Annotated in this window: 14 protein-coding genes; 10 read left to right on the forward strand and 4 right to left on the reverse strand. The window is 52.8% G+C overall.

Features of this window, described 5'->3' with window-relative positions; translation table 11 throughout:
* Positions 1–70: 70 nt before the first annotated feature.
* The 3 genes from ACSPJT_RS08260 to ACSPJT_RS08270 are packed head-to-tail and all read left to right on the forward strand — an operon-like array spanning position 71 to position 3,711.
* Positions 71–1,618: a sulfatase family protein gene (locus ACSPJT_RS08260; protein WP_435895902.1), complete on the forward strand. Its 1,548-nt coding sequence runs from the start codon at positions 71–73 to the stop codon at positions 1,616–1,618.
* A 32-nt stretch (positions 1,619–1,650) separates the two neighbouring features.
* Positions 1,651–3,093 (forward strand): sulfatase, encoded by a 1,443-nt coding sequence (locus tag ACSPJT_RS08265; RefSeq protein ID WP_435895903.1) that lies wholly within the window; start codon positions 1,651–1,653, stop codon positions 3,091–3,093.
* 18 nt (positions 3,094–3,111) lie between these two features.
* On the forward strand, positions 3,112–3,711 hold the full coding sequence (locus tag ACSPJT_RS08270) for a 3-keto-disaccharide hydrolase (RefSeq protein ID WP_435895904.1): 600 nt from the start codon (positions 3,112–3,114) through the stop codon (positions 3,709–3,711).
* 10 nt (positions 3,712–3,721) lie between these two features.
* On the opposite strand, the gene ACSPJT_RS08275 is transcribed toward ACSPJT_RS08270, so the two are convergent.
* The gene (locus tag ACSPJT_RS08275; RefSeq protein ID WP_435895905.1) at positions 3,722–4,021 is read right to left on the reverse strand and encodes a Dabb family protein; all 300 of its coding nucleotides are present in this window, start codon (positions 4,019–4,021) and stop codon (positions 3,722–3,724) included.
* On the opposite strand from ACSPJT_RS08275, the gene ACSPJT_RS08280 reads away from it, so the two are divergent.
* The 4 genes from ACSPJT_RS08280 to ACSPJT_RS08295 all read left to right on the forward strand — a co-directional run bounded on the left by ACSPJT_RS08280 (position 4,020) and on the right by ACSPJT_RS08295 (position 8,018).
* On the forward strand, positions 4,020–4,352 hold the full coding sequence (locus tag ACSPJT_RS08280; RefSeq protein ID WP_435895906.1) for a lipopolysaccharide assembly protein LapA domain-containing protein: 333 nt from the start codon (positions 4,020–4,022) through the stop codon (positions 4,350–4,352). The genes ACSPJT_RS08275 and ACSPJT_RS08280 overlap by 2 nt on opposite strands.
* Positions 4,353–4,382: 30 nt before the next feature.
* The gene (locus ACSPJT_RS08285) at positions 4,383–4,997 is read left to right on the forward strand and encodes a sigma-70 family RNA polymerase sigma factor (RefSeq protein WP_435895907.1); all 615 of its coding nucleotides are present in this window, start codon (positions 4,383–4,385) and stop codon (positions 4,995–4,997) included.
* Positions 4,994–6,994, forward strand: coding sequence for a serine/threonine protein kinase (locus ACSPJT_RS08290; RefSeq protein ID WP_435895908.1), 2,001 nt, complete (start codon positions 4,994–4,996; stop codon positions 6,992–6,994). The genes ACSPJT_RS08285 and ACSPJT_RS08290 overlap by 4 nt, the downstream gene beginning before the upstream one ends.
* Positions 6,995–7,334: 340 nt before the next feature.
* The gene (locus ACSPJT_RS08295; RefSeq protein ID WP_435895909.1) at positions 7,335–8,018 is read left to right on the forward strand and encodes a PEP-CTERM sorting domain-containing protein; all 684 of its coding nucleotides are present in this window, start codon (positions 7,335–7,337) and stop codon (positions 8,016–8,018) included.
* 78 nt (positions 8,019–8,096) lie between these two features.
* Here ACSPJT_RS08295 and ACSPJT_RS08300 read toward each other — a convergent pair whose 3' ends face one another.
* The 3 genes from ACSPJT_RS08300 to ACSPJT_RS08310 all read right to left on the reverse strand — a co-directional run bounded on the left by ACSPJT_RS08300 (position 8,097) and on the right by ACSPJT_RS08310 (position 11,674).
* Positions 8,097–9,167 carry a succinylglutamate desuccinylase/aspartoacylase family protein gene (locus tag ACSPJT_RS08300; protein ID WP_435895910.1) on the reverse strand — a complete coding sequence of 357 codons (1,071 nt, stop codon included), beginning with the start codon at positions 9,165–9,167 and terminating at the stop codon, positions 8,097–8,099.
* A 59-nt stretch (positions 9,168–9,226) separates the two neighbouring features.
* The gene (locus tag ACSPJT_RS08305; RefSeq protein WP_435895911.1) at positions 9,227–10,171 is read right to left on the reverse strand and encodes an AEC family transporter; all 945 of its coding nucleotides are present in this window, start codon (positions 10,169–10,171) and stop codon (positions 9,227–9,229) included.
* Positions 10,172–10,249: 78 nt separating this feature from the next.
* The gene (locus tag ACSPJT_RS08310) at positions 10,250–11,674 is read right to left on the reverse strand and encodes a sulfatase family protein (protein WP_435895912.1); all 1,425 of its coding nucleotides are present in this window, start codon (positions 11,672–11,674) and stop codon (positions 10,250–10,252) included.
* A 127-nt stretch (positions 11,675–11,801) separates the two neighbouring features.
* Between ACSPJT_RS08310 and ACSPJT_RS08315 the strand changes: the two genes are divergently transcribed.
* The 3 genes from ACSPJT_RS08315 (at position 11,802) to ACSPJT_RS08325 (ending at position 17,007) form a co-directional block, all read left to right on the forward strand.
* Positions 11,802–12,614, forward strand: a complete 813-nt coding sequence (locus tag ACSPJT_RS08315; protein ID WP_435895913.1) for an amidohydrolase family protein — start codon at positions 11,802–11,804, stop codon at positions 12,612–12,614.
* A 103-nt stretch (positions 12,615–12,717) separates the two neighbouring features.
* A complete protein-coding gene (locus ACSPJT_RS08320; RefSeq protein WP_435895914.1) occupies positions 12,718–15,261 on the forward strand; it encodes an extracellular solute-binding protein in 2,544 nt (847 codons plus the stop codon).
* Positions 15,262–15,273: 12 nt separating this feature from the next.
* On the forward strand, positions 15,274–17,007 hold the full coding sequence (locus ACSPJT_RS08325; protein WP_435895915.1) for an ABC transporter permease subunit: 1,734 nt from the start codon (positions 15,274–15,276) through the stop codon (positions 17,005–17,007).
* Positions 17,008–17,009 lie beyond the last annotated feature (2 nt).

Genomic DNA, 17,009 nt, shown 5'->3' on the forward strand with positions numbered 1-17,009 from the left:
AGCTGACGTATACTTCCAATCCTAAAGCAAGATGCGATCACATCCACCGTATCATTTCCATTCCATTATCATGAAACGCACCATCCTCCCCTTAATCGCCTGTCTTATTCCGCTGGTATCTCAAGCCGCTGAAAAGCCAAACATCATCTTCATTTTAGCCGACGACATGGGCGTGGGTGACGTCTCCCACACCACCGGCAAAGCCGCCACACCCGCCATCGACCGCATGGCCAAGGAAGGCATGCGCTTCACCGATGCCCACACCACCTCCTCCGTCTGTTCTCCCACACGCTACGGAATCATCACCGGCCGTTACAACTGGCGTTCATACTTAAAAAGCGCCGTCATGTGGTCTCCGGACAAACGCGGACCAATGATCAAAAAAGGACGCGCCACCGTGGCATCATTTCTCAAGGACAACGGCTACCACACCGCCCTCGTTGGCAAGTGGCACATGGGCCTCGGTTGGCACTATCTGGATGAAAAACGCAAACCGGAACACATGGGAAAACACAAAAAACCAGGTGCTGGCTGGGATATCGACTACAGCAAGAAAGTCGACGGCGGCCCGACGGAGGTCGGCTTCGACCAATCCTTCTTCATCGCCGGATCACTCGACATGGCTCCCTACGTTTATCTCAAAAACGACAAAGCAGTCACCATCCCTACTCACGTCAAAGCCTTCCGCCGCCCCGGTGCCGGTGCCGCTGACTTTGAAGCTGTCGACTGCCTCAAGGACTTCGCACGCGAATCGGTAAACTACATCACCGAACGTGCAAAAACCAAACAACCCTTCTTCCTCTACCTCCCCCTGACCAGTCCCCACACCCCCATTGTCCCATCGAAAGAATGGCAGGGGAAATCCCCGATCGGGCAATACGGTGACTTCCTCATGGAAACCGACTGGGTAGTAGGCCAAGTGCTCAAAGCGCTCGACGACAACAAAATCGCCGACAACACCGTGGTCATTTTCACCACCGACAACGGCTGTTCTCCAGCCGCAAAAATTCCCAATTTGGTCAAACAAGGCCACAAACCCAATGGCGACTTGCGCGGTCACAAAGCTGACATTTACGAAGGTGGCCACCGCGTGCCATTCATCGTCCGCTGGCCAGGCAAAGCCAAGGCCGGATCTGAAACTGCTCGCACCATCACCTCCGCCGACTTCTTCGCCACCGCAGCCGCAATCATCGAACAACCCCTTGCCGACAACATGGCCGAGGACTCATTTTCTTTCCTCCCTACCCTAACAGGAAAAGAACAAGCTGCCCGTCCATTCACCATCCATCACTCGATCAACGGCTCTTTCGCCATCCGCCAAGGAAAATGGAAACTCTGCCTCTGCCCAGGATCCGGCGGTTGGTCATCGCCTCATCCGAGTAAAGCACTCAAGGACAAGAAACTGCATCCGGTGCAACTCTTCGACCTCGAAGCCGATCCGGCTGAAAAAAACAACCTCGCCGAAAAGCAACCCGAGCGAGTCAACGAGATGATCAAGCTGGTGAACAAAGCCATTACCGAAGGCCGCACCACTCCCGGCGAAAAGCAGGAAAACGATAAGCCTGTGCCGGAATTCAACAAGCAACTCATCGAAACCTACCCTGCCGCGGCACGCTAAGCACTGTTTCCTACCTAACAAGACGCCCAACCATGAAATTTCGATTGTCGATTCTCACCTGCCTCACACTGGGTGTAAGCAGCACCTTGCTAGCTCAGGACAAAAATATCGAAAAACCTAACATTGTCTTCATTCTCGCTGACGATCTCGCCTGGGCGGACGTCGGGTTCAATGGGAACAAGTTTTACGAAACACCGAACCTCGACAGCCTTTGCCAAGCGGGAATGAAGTTCAACCGCGCGTACTCGGGAGGCCCTAACTGTCTTCCGACACGTGCGTGTTTCATCTCCGGCATGTACACGCCGCGCACCCAAATCTGGACACCGGGCGGAAGGTCAAAAGGCAACAAGGCTTCCATGAAACTGGACGTCACCACGACCGGACCAGACGCCTTTGTTTCCAAACTCACCCTCCAGCCCTCCGTCACTTCCATCGCTGAGGTGCTTCATTCAGTTGGCTACAAAACCGCCCGCTTCGGCAAATGGCACGTCGGCCCTGACACCCAGGGATTTGACATCAGCGACCCCAGTGGCAAGGGGGACAAAATTGGCAAGAAGTTCTACGGTAACATCGATGTGCATGAGTGGCTCACCGATGCCAGCTGCAAATTCATCCGCGACAACAACGATAAGCCCTTCTTCCTCTACCTCTCTCACTGGGACGTGCACGGACCCACCAAAGCGCGTCCTGAGATCGTTGCGAAATACAAAAAGAAACTCGAATCCAAAGACTGGGACCGAAAGTGGAACCCCACCTATGCAGCCATGATCCAAGCGGTCGATACCAGCGTAGCTCGCGTCAGAGCCACACTCAAGGAACAGGGTCTGGAGGAAAAGACGCTATTCATCTTCAGCTCGGACAATGGCGGAACTCCCGTGACAACCAATAAGCCGCTGAAAGGAGCCAAGGGTTCTCTCTTCGAGGGCGGCGTACGTGTCCCAACCTTCATGACCTGGCCGGCAATGATCAAAGCCGGCAGCGAGTGCGACACACCGGTCACCAGCGTCGACTTCCTCCCCACCTTCGCCGATCTGGCCAAGGCCAAACTCCCCACTGCGCAGCCGGTCGACGGAGTATCCATCGCCCCCTTGTTCGCGGGCAAATCCATCCCAGACCGTTCCATCTTCTGGCACTATCCACTTTATCTCTCCGGCAGCGGCGAGGGCAAAGTCCATCCCATCGCAGGCACCGACAACCTCTACTGGCGCGGAGTCCCCGCCAGCATGATCATGCGCGGTCCATGGAAGCTGATGCACCTCTTCGAAGACAACTCGATCCGACTCTTCAACGTCGATGAAGACCTCTCTGAGAGCCAAGACCTATCAAAAAAACACCCGGAAAAGGCCGCCGAACTGTTAGCCGAACTCAAAAAATGGCAAGCCGATACCAAAGCCGCGATCCCCACCAAGGTGAACGCCAAATTCACCCCCAAGGCAGCAGGTAATGGTAAACGTGCTAACAAAAACAAGAAGTAGGATCCCACCTAACAATTCATGCGTGTTTTTCTGCTCATCTTAGTCAGCTGCCTACCCCTCTCAGCACAATCTGCGAAATGGAGCCCCTTGTTCAATGGCACCGACCTCACAGGCTGGCACACATTGCCGGGTGGCAAGTGGGAGGTTGTCGATGGCGTCATCACTGGAACCAGTGGCAAATCTGAAAAACGCCATGGCTTGTTAGTCACCGACAAAACCTACAAAAATTTCATCCTGCGAGCTAAGTTTAAAGTCACCAAGGGCGATTCCGGGCTCTACTTTCGTGTGCAAAAAATCAACAACCAAGTCGCAGTCAAAGGCTTCCAAGCCGAAGTGGACAATAGCAAACAAGTTGGCGGACTCTACGAAACCGCCGGCCGAGCTTGGACCAAAGAACCCGACCCCAAACTCATCGCCAAGGTCTACTATCCTGGCGAATGGACACAGATCACTGTCACTGCGATAGGTGATGACATCACCGTCTCGTTAAATGGCGTGGTGGTCACTGAACTACTAGGAGACAAAAAATGCCTGAAGCAAGGCCACATAGCACTGCAGCTTCACTCCAAGCAGGAGATGCATGTCGAATTCAAAGACCTTGCGATCTTTGAACTCTAAACGGATGAGACTACCCGACATCCATGACCTGGACTTTATCCCACAAGTCCTTGAATGAGTCCACAAACACATCGTGGTCAGGATGATCCTGATAGATGTTGTGCTCTTCAAGTGAATCGAATTTCAGTGATAGTGCGTAATCGAAGCTTTTTACGGTCACCGGGCGCTCAGGTGTCGCAGCCGACTTGCCCCACATACCGGATGCGATGTTTTCGATTTTCAAAAGCTCTCCCATACCCGCCTCGAAGGCAGCGCGGTCGGCTTCATTTTTCTTTTCCTCTTTAAGCCAGAAATAAACGTGATGTTCCATGGCAGAAGTCTCACATCGGCAGCCTGTCCTGCCAAGGGATAAAACCGTCAGCCCCAGACCGCCAACTCCCCTCTTGACTCTGGTCTCCAGATTCTTGATTCTTCCAAGTATGGACATGAAAAAGGTGAAGTATATCTCGGCGGGCGTGGTTGTCCTGCTGTTAGGCATCGTTATTTTCCAAAACTTTGAAGAGGTAACTGTCAATATCCTCATGGCCACCGTACGCATGCCCTTAGCCCTGATGCTGCTGCTCACCTTTGTGGTCGGTATGGTCGCAGGGTGGATTCTGAGCTTGGTATCAGGTAAAAAGAAAATCGTGGATAAAAAATAGTAACTTCGTGCGCCTGTCCACCCGCAGCTGATGAAATCATCCCATGACAATCTCCCGACGCGGCCCTCGATGATCCGCCACGCCGTGTCACGGACGGATCACCCTGTTTGGGATGAATTTCTGAATTACTATGATCCCTTCGTCACGGCGGTGCTCCGAAAAATGAATTTCAGGGAGCCGGAAATCGATGACGTCCGGCAGCTGGCCTTCATCAGACTATGGGAAAACTTGCCCGCCTACCGCAAGCAACCCGGCAAAGCCAAGTTCAGGAGCTGGCTGGCACGCCTGATCCGTAACGTGGCCCTGAATTGGATTCGTGATCATCAAAAAGAAAACTCAGAGAGTCAACTCAGCGAAGACACACAGAGCGGTTATCTCGTCGACAGCCCCGACGTGGAAGCCAACATTGAAAAAGAATGGCAAGCCTACGTGGTGAAACTCGCGATGACCCGTCTCGAATCCGTCTTCACCGGAAAGGCATTCGAAGTTCTTCAGCTGTCGCTGGAAGGTCACGAAGCTGAGGCTATTAGCGAGAAGTTGAACCTGCAAAAGGACAGTGTCTACGTGCTGAAAAACAGAGTCAAAACACGCATGCAACACGAGATCGCCCAGATCCGCAGCGAGCTGGAAGAATTTAGCCCATGAAACCATCTGTCACAGATCAGGCTAACTCTACCAATCAATCCTCCACGGAGAACGTGAGTGATCGCATCTTGCCCTTCGTCGATCAGCTTTATGAAGAAGGCGATCCCTCTCTCACCGAAGCTGGCGAAGATGGCTCGCAGACACCACTTTACGACAACCTGCGCGGACTGGAAAAACGCTACACCGAACAGACATTGGTCGCCACCGGTGGAATGAAGGAAATCTACCGCGCCCTCGATAAACGAACTTCGCGCCATGTGGCAATCGCCAGACCCATCCAAACGCTGGGCAAAGACCACTACGATGCCTTTTTGAGGGAAGCTCACATCACTGCCAGGCTGGAGCACCCCGGCATCATCAAGCTCTTCGGCATGGATGTTGATGAAGAAGGTCGACCATTCTTCACCATGGAGTTCAAAACAGGACATTCCCTGCGAAAACTCATCAACGATCATAAAAAAGGTAGAACATCCGAACCTTGGCCACTTTCCCAGCGCCTCAGCATCATTCTGCGAATCTGCGAAAGCCTATCCTACGCGCACTCCAGGCGCGTCCTCCACCTCGATATCAAACCCGACAACATCCAGGTGGGATCCTTCGGTGAAGTCCAGCTCTGCGACTGGGGCATGGGCATCGTGATGAAGGGAGAAGAAAACAAGGAGACCGAAACGCTGCTCGACCCCGACCTTTACGGCTCACTGCAACGCAAAATCAAAGGCACCCCCGCCTACATGGCCCCCGAGCTCTTCGATGCCCGCACTCCGAAAACCGAGCAAATGGACATCTATGCACTCGGCTGCCTGATGGAGGAATTGATCGAGGCCGAACCTCCTGAATCTGCAAACCACAACCTAATAAAAGACTCCCCCCTTCACGCCGTGGTGCTCAAGGCCAAAGCCAAGGACCCTCGAGATCGCTACGCATCCGTCGCGCAGATGCAACATGACATCACCAGGTATTTGGACGGCTTCACCATGTCCGTCGAGCCTAGCTCCATCCGCCGGGAGCTGATCCTTTTTTACCAACGCCACCGCACGGTATGCAATCTCACTGCCGCGTTTCTCCTGCTGTTCATCGCAGCTCTCAGTATTTTCCTCAGCAGCCTGAACAAAAGTCGCAACGAAGCCCGGACCGCCAGAGACCGCGCCATCACCGCTCTCGCAGACCTTGAAGAAAAAAAACGTATCAATGAAACCCGCCTCAAATCACAAGCTGCGGTCGCCCAAAAAGATTCTACCCAACTCATCTACCTTGAGTTTTCCGATCAGATCGACCTGAAGAGACTGACTAACATTCTCCACGCCAGGCTCGATGCCGTCATCGCCAATGAACCGGACGACCAAGACCCCATCTGGGTGGAAAAATTCTGGCTCAACTTCCTGACCCAGCGCTTTGATGAGGCTGTGGCAATACACGAGGCAGGCAAAAGCTCCTCCCCTGATCTGCTACCATTGGCCTACAAATATGCAGGCCGTATGGACGGCAAAGACTTCTTAGCCACCGAGGATTTCATCGAACTACTTAGCGATCTATTTGCCATTCACGAAATTCCCAGAGCCGCCTTGGCAGATAAAATGATCCGCTATGACCTCAGCCATGCTCGACCTACCGAAGATCGAGAGGAAATCATTCACTTGGTCGTGAAGCAGCTAAATCCGAACTGGAAAGAGCGAACCTTCAGCTACACTGGCATAAACCGCTCCTTGCGCCTAAGTGGAGATGGCCTGGTTCGTCTCAAGCCTAGCAAAAACCTACCGTCCCTACTCGATGCTCTGAAACCTAGAAGACTAGACATTCGAGGTAGCTCCATCAATTCGGCCGAACAACTGACCTCCCTAAAACTCACCGAAATCGACATACGGTTCACCCCCATCAAATCCCTCCAGCCACTTGGAAAAATCGACAGCCTCAGTCGGCTCATCGTCGCACCAGGACAGTTCTCCAAAGCGCAACTGGCTGAACTTCCCTCCTATGTGGAGGTGATTGTGCGGAAATGAATAAGAACAAATTCAGTCGCTGCTTGTCTGCCGCAACAGGCTGCCGCTGTGACCGGCGACCTAAGCGTAAGTAACCCCTTCGCCACACCCATGAGATTGTGCGGAATCATGGAGACACTTAGCCATGACTTGATGTCGCACGTGCTGCCCTGCGATTGAGATCGTTGAATGACTGCTCTGCATCAGCGCCATGAATGATTTTCAGAAAAATCGCTCTCCTGTGTTTAGGCACATTGAAAATTTGTGTTCTGATGAATGATGAGTACCGCCATCGTTGTGAATGCAGCGAAACAATTTGGACCGGACTCTCCATTTCCAAACAAAGTAACCATTGATTCATATGAAATACACAAAATACACACTCAACCTGGCAGGTGCTGCGGTGATCGCCGCCGCAGGTTTTTCCTCCGTCGAGGCAGCGACCATCATCTCCTTACCTCTTGGAGTTCAAGGTCGAGCCATTGACAATGCCCCATCAGGCTCTCCCACTGGGGACGGATCTGGCGACGCTTTCAACGGCGGAGCTGCTCAGGCGGGTGCATACGGCTCCGGTGTCGATCTGGTCGCCGTTTTCTCCTTTCAGATGACCGGCCTGAACCCCGCAGACATCTTGAGTGCAGATTTCATCACCACCCAGGACAACACCAACTTTTCTGATGGCACCACTTTTGATTTAACTGCCAACATTGTTCGTGCAAGCTCGACTTCCACAGGCTTGGCCAGTGATTTTCAGACGGTCGATACCGTCCTGATGAATAATTTCGAAAACGGCCACGTTGCTGGATCAGTTTCCCTTGATCCTTCCGGAGAAAACACTTTGGCAAATTGGCTGCAGACGAACTGGGTGGAAGATGATTGGGTTTTCATCAGCCTTAGCACCGGCGTAAACATGGAACCGGGTGGAACCAACAATCTACATAATTACAGCGGCTCCCAACTCCTTGTGGATACCGTCCCAGAACCATCATCCACCGCCTTGCTTGGCCTCGGAGGCATCGCACTTCTCATGCGCCGTCGCAAGTAAGGCGATTGAGATTACTATTTTCTTAACCAGACCCGGCACTTGAGTGTGTCGGGTCTTTTTTTTCATCCAACTCAGAGATCAAATCACATCCGTGTAGGGATCGTAATGCACCGGGTGGTCGTCATCGCCGGCAGCGATATCGGACAGACCTTCGCCGGATTTGACGATGCGTTTTTCCGCGCGGTCGGGATATTTCACTTGGGCGATGTGGAACAAGGCATCGCCTTCGTCGGCCTGCCCCTCATTGGTTCGGCCAATCAGGATGCCGCTCTGGCTGGCGCGGATCTCCTCTTCGTAGTCGCCCAACGGATCGGCCACAAAGCCGAGCACATCATTTTCTTTCACCGCCCTGCCCAGCGCCATGCGTGGGGTGAACAAGCCGCCGATCTGGGCGCGTTCCCAGTAGCTCTTACCGCACAGCACGGCATTGGCTGCGCGTTTCCTCGCCGCGGCAGCACGCTTTGGTAGCATCCCAAGATGCCTCATCACAGTGAGCACACCGCGCTTGCCGAAGCGGATGGAGGCGGTGTCGAGCCGTAGCGCCTCGCCACTTTCATAGAGGATCACCGGCACGCCGGCAGCATTGCAGGCAGAGCGGAATGTCCCCTCGCGCACAGCCGACAGCAAAGTGACCGGTGGACCAAAGGCCGTAGCCAACTCAAGAGATTGTTCATCGTCCGCTGTCACCCGGATCTGAGGTAGGTTCGCCCGGTTGACGGCACCTGTGTGCAGATCCACCACCGCGTTACATAGCGGCAACAAATCGCTGGTAAGAATATGCGCCAAGCGCCCTCCCAGTGAACCCTTGGGAGAGCCAGGAAACACACGGTTCAGATCGCGTCTATCCGGCAGATAGCGTGACCTGTTAGAATAGGCGGGAACATTGACGATGGGCACGGCAATGAGAGTCCCCTTGAAGCCTCTGCGCAGCGAAGACGAGTTGATCAAGCGCCGGATGATCTCGGCTCCGTTGATTTCATCGCCATGCAAACATCCGGTGACCATCAAAGTGGGGCCTTCCTGTTTTCCACGGATCACCCAGCAGCGCAGGGTGACCGGCTCGTGTGTGGTCAGCACACCTACTTTGATCCTGACGAGTTTTCGCTCGCCAGGTTTGATCACCTGCCCCTGGATTTCCATGTCGCTCATTGAGGGGATCGATTAAATCCGAGCTTGTTGCATCGGTCAATGATTCTGACACAACTACTTTACAAGCCTATCCATGCCATGCCGAAGGAAACGATCAGTGGCATGGTGATCAAACTCACCAATGTGGTGGCGACGACAACCTGAATGGCAACATCCGCGCGACCACCGTAGTGACGTGAGAGCACGATGGGGAAGACGCCCGCCGGCATCGCAGCCTGGATGATCAGCACCTGTTTGAGCTCCGGAGCTAACGGCAGAAACTTCGCTACGCAAAGAATGACAAATGGCACCATCGCCAGACGCACGAGCACTCCACCGGTAGACACTTTCCAATCGAGTCGGACATCGCGTGCGAGGTCATACATGGTGGTGCCGACTAACAATAAGGAGACAGGCACGGCGCACATGCCTAACATCGTGAACACACGACTCACCACATCCGGCACTAAGTGATCGGTGCTAGTTTGCAGCAGGAAAATACCCACCACCACGGCAATGATCGGCCCTTTGACGAAAGATCGCCATGACGGAGTTCGATTTCCAGAAATCAGCATGATGCCCACCGTCCACAGCGCCAACTCCACCCCAAGGTTATGGGTGAACAGCACCGCCAAGGCGGAGTCATTGTTAGGAAAGACATAGACCATCAAGGGAATCGCGATGAAGCCGTAGTTCTGAATACCACAGGAAGCAGAGAAAGTGCGCAGACCGCCGCCTTTTTCGAACCCCATCAGCTTTGCCACCACAAAGGCAAGGCCCATGCCCAAAACGATCATGGAAAAACCGATTCCTGCGGATGAAAAGACCACACCGGCATCGCGCAAAATTTCCACGCCTAACATCTTATCCAAGATCAGGCAGGGGTAGAAAAGATGCACCGCCATCGACATCACCCCCTTGTCCATTTCCGGCGTCAGCGTTTTCGTGCGCCGCAGTAGCGGGCCGAGTGCGACGATGAGATAGACCGGCAATGCAGCCTTAAGAACCAAGATGGTGTGCTCCATACGCAGAACTCTATGCAGCAATTAGGAGATTACTCGACTATTTTCATAGCATAAGTGGAGCGATGCTCCAGGGCTTAGTTAACGATTCTTCTTTTTAGATCCACCGTAGCTTCGGTATCCATAGGACTCGTAGACATCGCCTTTTCCTTGCATTCTGAGGTCGCCCGTTTCTGTTAGTTCTGCCATTAGCTGAGTTCTTAACTTTTTGAGCGTCTCAGCATACTTGGGATCATCGGCAAGGTTATGAATCTGATGGGGATCCGTGCTTATCTCATAGAGTTCGTCTTGGGGGCGCTTGCCAAAGTTGAGCTGATAGAATTTTTTACCCTCCGGATCGTCCCTGAGTTTAAGGATTTCGGTTTTAGTCGGCCCTTCGTCACAGTCGCCCCAATTTGATCGGATTTCTGCTTTCGGAGCACCGGCAGGCCAGCGGTCGGGGAAAAAGTTGTGGATATAAAGGAAGTCCTTGGTTCGAATAGCACGACATGGTGCCGCTAGCTGCCCCTTCTCCTGGCAGGGTGTGTGACGCTCTTTGCCAAAGATGACATGATCCCGTGAACCATCCACTAAACCGCTGTTAGAAGACTTGAGAATTGGTAGCAATGTCTTACCGCTCATGCTTGATGGCACTTCCACACCGGCTGCTGCCAGAAAGGTGGGCGCCAAATCGACAAAACTAACAAAGTCATCAACCCTGCGATCCTTCTTAATCTCATCTCCCCACATCACAGCCAGTGGGACACGTGCGCCAGCATCATAGAGATTACTTTTTCCTCTTGGAAAAGGCCAGCCGTGATCGCCTGTCATCACAACCAGTGTGTTTTTGAGCTCTCCCATCTTTTCGAGTCGATCCAGGAGTTCGCCAACTTCGCGATCGAAGCGTTGCACCTCGAAATAATAATCACAGATGTCACTGCGGACGGTTTGGTTATTCGGGTAATAGGGAGGAACTTGAACATCAGCGGGGTTCATCCCGCTCGCTACGCCTGAACCCAGTTTGTAACTACGGTGGGGATCTGAGGAGCCGAACCAAAAACAGAACGGTTTCCCATCTGGGCGGTTCTTGAAAAACTTGTCGACACTGCCCACCTTCTTCCCTGCCACTGGAGCTGGCAAGTCCTTACCAGGTCCAAAGGATTTCCGATATGAACCAACGTAATAACCGTGTTTTTCAAGTATCCTAGGATAAGTATCGATCCCTCCCGGGAACTGACTCCAAAGATTAGCTCCAGGACCGAGTCGCCAATGGTATTGGCCAGTCAGTGCCGCATTGCGCGACGGTGTGCAGGAGGGGGAAGAGACAAAGGCATGGTTGAACAATACCCCGCGCTTCGCGATGCTTTCAAACGTGGGGGTCTTGACGACCTTATCTCCGTAGAGCGGTGAGTGGGGCCAGCCCCAGTCGTCGGCGATACAAAATAGGATGTTAGGTTTAGCTTGTGTTGCTCCCGCAGAACAAAGCGTGAATACCACCACAACGGCAGTCGATAGAAAGCGTTTCATGACCTAAGGATACATGAAAACTCCTGACTGTGTTTCACATTTTTCGCGCTCGAATAAATTTCAGATGTCAGCATGCTAAAGCCAAAGGAGCTTGCCAAAACGCCGGCCGTCGCCGACTTTTCAACGCATGATTGACGCTCACGTAGAACTGCTAGCCAATAATCCTGAAACAGATCTAGAAAATCTGCTAGACGAACTGGATAAGGAAATCGAGTTCAGCGGTGTGGATCAAGTCATCGCCGTGCAGCGCCAGACAGATGTGAAGCTGAACACTCCCCTTCTGGAACTGGCCGAAAACTCCGACGAGCTGATCGCTGGCTGCGTCACTTGGATTCCTATTTCCTCCGGAAAAATCAAGGCGTATCTGGACGAGGACAGTCGACGTCCGTTGGTCTTGGGCTATCAGGAAACCTTTTCAGATGGAGACGATCTGGAGGATCCTGATTTCGATCATGGCATTGAGGAAATCACGCAGAGCGGGAAGACACTTGAGCTTTTCGTCTCGCCCACACGCTTAGCTGGCATGATCAATCTGGCTGATCGTCATCCGGGGCAACAAATGATCGTCGACTTCGGATTTAGCTCCTCTGGTGAAAACACCGCCCTGCCAGATTCAAAAAGCTGGTCTCGACAGATCCGCGAATTGGCACGTCGGCCCCACGTTTACCATCGCCTTTCCAGCCTCTCGAATATGCTGCAGGGTGAATCCACGGTGAAGCAATCCGAATCGGTTCAACGCTATTTCGACACACTGCTGGGAGCCTTTGGCACGGAGCGGATCATATTTGGCTCCGGCTGGCCAAATGGGCTCAATAAAACGAATTATCCCACCTGGCTGAGCACTGTGGACAATCTGATCCACGCCCTAAGCGACAGCGAAAAACGAGCAGTCTACCACCACAATGCCGCGACCTTTTACCAGCTGACACCACCAGCTTGACCCTGAGCGCTCACCCGCTAACCTGCGCAGGATGATAGGAAAAAGGTACAACGATGACTCCCCATGCCTTCGCGGCGCGGTATCATTGCGTTTGGCCATTGTTTTGTTTCTGTTGCTAATCGTGGTGCTGGCGATCTGGACTCAGCGCAGCACTCATTCAGATGTGCGAGCCGATGGTCGAATCGAATTGGTTTTCTGGGGCAATCCCCGGCTGACCGATCAAATGATGCCGGTGCTCCGTGCTTTTGAAAAAGAATATCCGGAATACAAGGTCATCTACAGCGTTCCGGTCACCAAAGACGTGGTAGGAGACGCCCAACGCCTACTTTCCGCCATCGCGGGAGGCGTCCCCCCTGATGTGGTATTTTTCGATCGCTTTGCGGTGGGTGAGTGGGCGGCCAAAGATGCTTTTGAGGATCTTACTCCATGGTTGGAAAATCAGTCTCTGGATGACCCGCTCAGAATAGACCCCAGTGAATTTTATCAATTCGCTCTGGAAGAAGCCAGCTACGCCAAACCTAACAGCGGCTCCGAAGCACACTTATACGGACTCCCGGTCACGGTGGATTTCCGCATGCTCTATATCAATGCTGACCTTCTGCGCCAGCAAGGTTATCAGGATACAGACGGCAATATTGTTCCTCCGAAGAACTGGCAGCAGCTGCGCGAGTATGCCACTTTTCTAAGCCGCTTTAAAAACCCTAACAAACCTGAAGAAGGTCTGGAACGTATCGGATTTGCACCTAACATTGGCAATTCTTGGCTCTATCTTTATGCATGGCAAGCAGGGGGTGAGTTTCTCGATCCTACAAGGACACAAGTGACCATGGACAGCCCCGAGGTCGTGCGTGCGCTCAAGTATATGACTGACATCTACGATGATCTCGGGGGATTTAAAAACGTCGAGGCCTATCGTTCCAGCTTTCAGTATGAAGGAGCGATGGACCCGTTTTTGACGGGTCAGGTGGCAATGAAAATCGATGGCAACTGGGCGCTCGACCTGATTGCAGCCCACAAGCGCGACATGGATTTCGTCATCACCGCGCCGCCTATGCCGCAAGATCGGCTGGATGCCGGACACAAGCCGCTCACATGGTCGGGTGGATATGCCTATGTGATGCCCACCACATCGCGTCAGAAAGAAGGTGCGTTCAAGCTGATGCAGTTTCTACTCACTGACAAAACCCTGCGCTACATGGAGCAGGAATACAAAGAGGGACAGGAAAGTGCCGGCAACCTCTACCTTCCGCGCGGCTCGGCGAAACGTAAGTTATTCGAACAGGTGCTGGATGAAGAGGTGTTCAATAACCCGGATATGCCGAACACTTTCAAATCCGCCTACCAACAAATCCGCGACATCGGCCCAAACACCTACATCCGCCCGGTCACTCCAGTGGGGCAGCTACTTTGGAACAAACACGTGGAAGGTTATGAGAGCGCTGTCCAGCATAACCAAGAGCGAGTCGCCGAACCAGCCTTGGCAGAACTCCGCGAAAAACATCCATCGCTGACAGGCGTCGAAAGAAAAGAAAAGCTGGGCGAAATCGAAGCCCGCATCGCGATGCAAAATGTTCAGAGCTCGGTGCAGGAGAGACTCGATGCCGTGCTCTCCCCCCCTGTGGGTAGCACCGTGGCATGGCGACCGTATCTGATAGGCTACGGCATCCTCTGTATTCTTCCCTTCGTCGCAATCTTCATCGCTTATCGCAAGAAAAGGAACACCCGCCATTACCGAGCTGGGGAGGTTGGTTGGGCGCTGTTTTTCGCCAGCCCTTGGTTCCTAGCCATGATCATATTCATCGCTGGCCCGATCCTCTTCAGTGTGGTGATCAGCTTCACCAGCTATGATGTGTTAGGTAACGCGCGCTATGTTGGCTTTGATAACTACGCTAGCCTCCCTGCCGACGATTTATTTTCCAAAAGTTTGGGCAACACCCTGTACATGCTGCTGCGCGTTCCCCTCTCCATGGCTCTTGGCTTGGCGATCGCCATTATGCTGCGGAAGAGTTTTCGCGGTATTGGAACCTTCCGAACCATTTTCTACTTACCCGCGATCATGCCTGTGGTCGCCACCTCATTTCTCTGGCTCTGGTTTCTCAATCCGCAAAACGGCATCGTGAACCAAATTCTCGATTGGTCGTTCAACACCGCTCCCTTTGAATGGTTAGAGAATCATATCGTTGGCCAACAAGTCACCGCACCGAACTGGCTGCAGGAAGCTGGCTGGGCGAAACCCGCGATGATCATGATGCACCTGTGGACCGCCGGTGGAGCGATGATTATCTGGCTAGCCGGTCTGCAGGCGATCCCCAAAAGCCTCTACGAAGCCGCTCGCATCGATGGCGCCGGGCCTTGGAAACAGTTTGTGCACATCACCCTCCCGATGCTCACCCCCTATATTCTTTTCAATCTGATTATGGGGACCATCAGCACGCTGCAAATTTTCAATGAGGCCTTCATCATGACCCAAGGAGGGCCCGAGAACTCGACACTTTTCTATGCTTACTACCTTTTCAAGCAGTCCTTCCAGTACTTCCGTATGGGATACGCAAGTGCCATGGCTTGGGTGCTGTTCACCATCGTTCTTCTCCTCACTATTCTGAAGCTGTGGTCGTCCAAAAAATGGGTTCACTATCAGAGCGAGTAACATCCTAACAACATGGCAAAACAAGAGAACAGACTGTGGCGATTCCTTTCCGGAAAGGGATTTCTGTGGCTGATACTTGCGAGCTGCTCTGCAGTATTTCTGTTTCCATTCCTGTGGATGTTAGTTTCCAGCATCAAAACTGACGAAGAAGTGAGCCAAGGCGAGTTCTGGCCTGACCTTCCTGAGTTCAGACCTAACAGCCCTTATGTGATCAACATCGATCGCCCAGCACGACCTGCCGGGTGCAGTGCCGAACGCTGGAAATTCCTACTTCCCAAGTTCACCGCAATAGTCACTCAGCTGATCACGCAGGACGCCACCCGCCCGAGGCTCCTCGCTAGCGATGAAGCCGACGAGGAGATGGTAGAGCAGGCCGGGCAATTCATGATTTCCAGAGGATTGAAAAAAATGCCTCAGCAGGTCTGGCAGGAAACGGATAACGCCAAAGTAGAAACCGCTTTTCAAAACGCCCTGAAAGCTGGAAACGGGGTGCAGGCGGAACTGATCAAAGCCTACAATCAAACACTGGCACGACTCGTGATCCACGGAATCAAAGTCCGCGCACGAGGAGCCGGGGTGATTTACCAAGAAAAATTCCGCAGCGGTAAACAGAGCGACCCGATACCCGAAGGCCTCAAGGCAGCACCTCAATCGTCGGGAGGTCTAGCCTATGACACAGATGGTCGTTTAGTCGTCCAAAGTCACTTCGCCGCTTCTACGGACGAACCTCTGGTCATCACCAGAACGTTCACGGTGAATCGCCCGAGTAAAGATATCTACCGTATCATCATTCCCTTCGACTACGATGCCAGCTGGCACCGGATGCACTCATCGGTCGAGATCAATGGGGTTCAATATGAAGGAACTCGCGCTGTCTGGCTTGCACAAAATCGGGCTTCAGCCCTCACTCTCCAACTGACTGACAACGACGAGGAAGAGTGGGGCAAACGCCCTTGGGTTCCGATGAAAAAGATCAGTGGCGAGGAGGCGCCCAACTTACAACAAAGCGAAATCACTCTCACCCTAACACTTGACCCCAGTTCTACGTCGACTGCCGGGTATGGAAAAGTTGTTAGGAATTATGAAAGGGTATTTCTTTCCATGCCTTTCTGGAAATACGTCATCAATAGCGTATTGATCACAGTTCTCTCTATTTTTGGCGCAGTCGCCAGCTCATGCTTTGTGGCTTATGCCTTTGCCCGATTAAAGTGGCCTGGCCGTTCTTTGGCTTTTCTGATTTTGCTATCCACCATGATGCTCCCGCCTCAAGTCACCATGATCCCTCAATTTCTGATTTGGCGTGAACTGGGCTGGTACAATACCTTGAACCCGATCTGGGTGCCCACGTGGTTCGGTGTCGCATTTTTCATTTTCCTCATGGTTCAGCAGATGAAAACCATTCCCAACGACTTGGAAGAAGCCGCTCAGATTGATGGTATGAACCGACTTCAAATCTGGTGGTATGTGATCATCCCACTCGTCAAACCTTCGATGGCAGCGATTGCCATCATGTCGTTCATGGCATCTTGGAATGAATTCATGCAGCCACTGATTTACCTACGAGACATGGGTCGCTTTCCTCTTTCCGTAGGTATCTATGCTATGGGCGCGGACGACTCCACCAGCCATGACATGGCACTAATTCTCGCGGGTAACTTGATGATGACACTCCCGGTAATCGTGATCTTCTTTTTCTTCCAGCGATACTTTATTCAAGGAGTCGCCAGCGCAGGGGTGAAGGGATAACT

The organism is Oceaniferula spumae (assembly GCF_042849255.1).
Lineage (GTDB): Bacteria > Verrucomicrobiota > Verrucomicrobiia > Verrucomicrobiales > Akkermansiaceae > Oceaniferula > Oceaniferula spumae.